Annotated in this window: 5 protein-coding genes; 2 read left to right on the forward strand and 3 right to left on the reverse strand. The window is 61.9% G+C overall.

Annotation, left to right across the window (positions count from 1 at the left end; all coding sequences use genetic code 11):
* The 3 genes from EN984_RS30200 to purC all read right to left on the reverse strand — a co-directional run.
* Positions 1 to 315, reverse strand: a 315-nt coding sequence (locus EN984_RS30200; RefSeq protein WP_206517518.1) for a phosphoribosylformylglycinamidine synthase subunit PurQ, incomplete at its 3' end; no start/stop codon positions are given.
* Between the two features lies 1 nt (position 316).
* Entirely contained in the window at positions 317 to 559 is a 243-nt protein-coding gene (gene purS, locus EN984_RS30205; protein ID WP_023810342.1) for a phosphoribosylformylglycinamidine synthase subunit PurS, read from the reverse strand.
* Between the two features lie 43 nt (positions 560 to 602).
* Complete coding sequence (purC, locus tag EN984_RS30210) at positions 603 to 1,397, reverse strand: phosphoribosylaminoimidazolesuccinocarboxamide synthase (RefSeq protein WP_013532127.1); 795 nt, start codon at positions 1,395 to 1,397, stop codon at positions 603 to 605.
* 275 nt (positions 1,398 to 1,672) lie between these two features.
* Between purC and EN984_RS30215 the strand changes: the two genes are divergently transcribed.
* Both EN984_RS30215 and EN984_RS30220 read left to right on the forward strand, forming a co-directional pair.
* On the forward strand, positions 1,673 to 1,993 hold the full coding sequence (locus EN984_RS30215; protein ID WP_013532126.1) for a DUF1476 domain-containing protein: 321 nt from the start codon (positions 1,673 to 1,675) through the stop codon (positions 1,991 to 1,993).
* A gap of 126 nt (positions 1,994 to 2,119) precedes the next feature.
* On the forward strand, positions 2,120 to 2,670 hold a 551-nt coding region (locus EN984_RS30220; protein WP_127384179.1), incomplete at its 3' end, for an aldolase/citrate lyase family protein.

The following is a 2,670-nucleotide window of genomic DNA, read 5'->3' on the forward strand; positions in this document are numbered from 1 at the left end:
GTTGCGCATCAAGGCGCCCGGCAACAGGCCGGCCACGACCAGGATCTGGAAACCATTGCAGACGCCGATGACCGTAACGCCCGCGGCCGCTTTTTCGGCCACCGCCCGCATGACCGGCATGCGCGCGGCGATCGCGCCGCAGCGCAGATAGTCGCCGAAGGAAAAGCCGCCCGGAATGGCGATCAGGTCCACATCGGGGATTTCGGTGTCGGTCTGCCACACGGTGACCGGCGGCGTTCCCGAAATCTTGGTCAACGCCGCGATCATGTCGCGGTCGCGGTTGAGGCCGGGCAGAAGGACGACGGCTGCTTTCAATTTAGGCGATCTCCACCGCGTAGTTCTCAATCACCGTATTCGCCAGCAGCTTGTCGCACATGGCCTTGAGGTCGGCTTCGGCCTTGGCCTTGTCGCTTTCCGCCAGCTCGACGTCGAAAACCTTGCCCTGCCGCACCGCGCCGACGCCGCCGAAGCCAAGGCCCGACAATGCGTGTTCTATCGCCTTGCCCTGCGGGTCGAGCACGCCGTTCTTGAGGGTGACGGTAATGCGGGCCTTGATCACGCTGGACATGCTCCTGTTCTGAGTATCGGGAGGCAAGCCGCGATCAGTGCGGCTTGCCTTTGAGCCCGTCGGTCGAGGCGACAAGCACCGGGCCGGTTGGGCGCGGCGGTTCGTTCTCGTTCATGATGCCGAGGCGGCGGGCAACTTCCTGGTAAGCCTCGACGAGGCCGCCCATGTCGCGGCGGAAACGGTCCTTGTCGAGCTTGTCCTGCGTCGCCACGTCCCACAGGCGGCAGGAATCCGGCGAGATCTCGTCGGCGACGACAATGCGCATCATGTCGCCTTCGAACAGCCGGCCGCATTCGATCTTGAAGTCGACGAGCTGGATGCCGACGCCCATGAACAGGCCGGAGAGGAAGTCGTTGACGCGGATGGCCAGCGCCATGACGTCGTCGATCTCCTGCGGGCTCGCCCAGCCGAACGCGGTGATGTGCTCTTCCGACACCATCGGATCGTCGAGCGCGTCGGCCTTGTAATAGAATTCGATGATCGAGCGCGGCAGAACGGTGCCTTCCTCGATGCCGAGCCGCTTGGACAGCGAACCGGCGGCGACATTGCGCACCACCACTTCGAGCGGAATAATCTCGACTTCCTTGATCAGCTGCTCGCGCATGTTCAGCCGGCGGATGAAATGGGTCGGAATGCCCATGCGGTTCAAATGGTTGAAGATGTACTCGGAAATGCGGTTGTTGAGGACGCCCTTGCCGTCGATGACCTCGTGCTTCTTCTTGTTGAACGCGGTGGCGTCATCCTTGAAGAACTGGATAAGCGTGCCCGGTTCGGGTCCCTCATAGAGTATCTTGGCCTTGCCTTCATAAATGCGGCGGCGATTTTTCATCTGGATTTTTCTCTGGGGTTCCGGACAGGGCGGTATCAGACCATTTCCTGTCCGTCTGCCTGAAATAGTGCGGCTACGGTAGGGTTCAATGCCGGGTCTATCCCAATCACATCGTTTGCTCAATCGGCAAATCCTTCCAATCAACCGCTTTCGGGACTGAAATGCCGCAGCGCAGCATTCGATGAAGCGTATTGACCGACCCGCGACCTTTTGGTTTGTGCTTTGGCAACGCACATATTCACCGCCAACGAATCGAATTTGACCGGAGGGACGCCATGAGCAGCATGAAAGACCGCGAAGAGGGCTTTGAGCGTAAATTCGCATTCGACGAGGAGCTTCGGTTCAAGGCCTCGGCGCGCCGCAACAAGGCGCTCGGCCTGTGGGCCGCCGAAAAGCTCGGAAAGTCCGGCGCGGATGCCGACGCCTATGCCAAGGAAGTGGTTATCTCCGACATCGAGGAAGCCGGCGACCACGACGTGTTCCGCAAAATCCGCGGGGATTTCGACGCGGCCGGCGTCGAGCAGTCGGATCACCAGATCCGCCGCACGATGGACGAACTGATGGCGCAGGCGATCGAGCAGATCAAGAACACCTGATCCGGGCCATGCGCTGATCCCGGCCATACGCTGGACCAATCGACCGCCCGGCCTATCCGGGCGGTTTTTCTTTGCCTTTGTCGCGGTTTCCGGCTGAAACTGCCGGAGTTAACAAGGAAAGTATCCATGTCCCTGAAGTCCCGCCTCGCGGCCGACGAAACGCTGTTCACCGCATGGTCCGGCGTGCCGGATGCCTTGACCGTCGAAATCGTCGCCAAGCAGGGTTTCGATGCCGTCACGCTCGACATGCAGCATGGCGGCCATCACGAAGACAGCGTGCTGCGTGGCCTGGTGCCGGTGCTCGCTGCCGGCAAGCCGGCGCTGGTGCGCATTCCCGTTGGCCGTTTCGACATGGCAAGCCGCGCGCTCGATTTCGGCGCCGAGGCAGTCATCGCGCCGATGGTGAATTCGGTTGCCGATGCAAAACTGTTCGCCGCCGCCATGAAATACCCGCCGCTCGGCGAGCGCTCCTGGGGTCCGACCTACGCTTTTCCACGCCACGGCCAAGGCGACCAGGCCGACTGGCTGCGCGACACCAACCAGCGCACGATGGCCTTCGCCATGGTCGAGACGCGTGCCACCCTCGATGCGCTCGATGGCATCCTCGACACGCCCGGCATCGACGGCATCTTCCTCGGCCCGTCGGATTTCTCGATCGCCTGGAGCAATGGTGCTGT

It is taken from the genome of Mesorhizobium sp. M7A.F.Ca.CA.004.12.1.1 (assembly GCF_003997835.1).
In the GTDB taxonomy this organism is placed as follows: domain Bacteria; phylum Pseudomonadota; class Alphaproteobacteria; order Rhizobiales; family Rhizobiaceae; genus Mesorhizobium.

Coding starts and splice junctions, on each gene's coding strand:
- purC (WP_013532127.1), bottom strand. CDS start 1,397: ATGAAAAATCGCCGCCGCATTTATGAAGGCAAGGCCAAGATACTCTAT.
- EN984_RS30215 (WP_013532126.1), top strand. CDS start 1,673: ATGAGCAGCATGAAAGACCGCGAAGAGGGCTTTGAGCGTAAATTCGCA.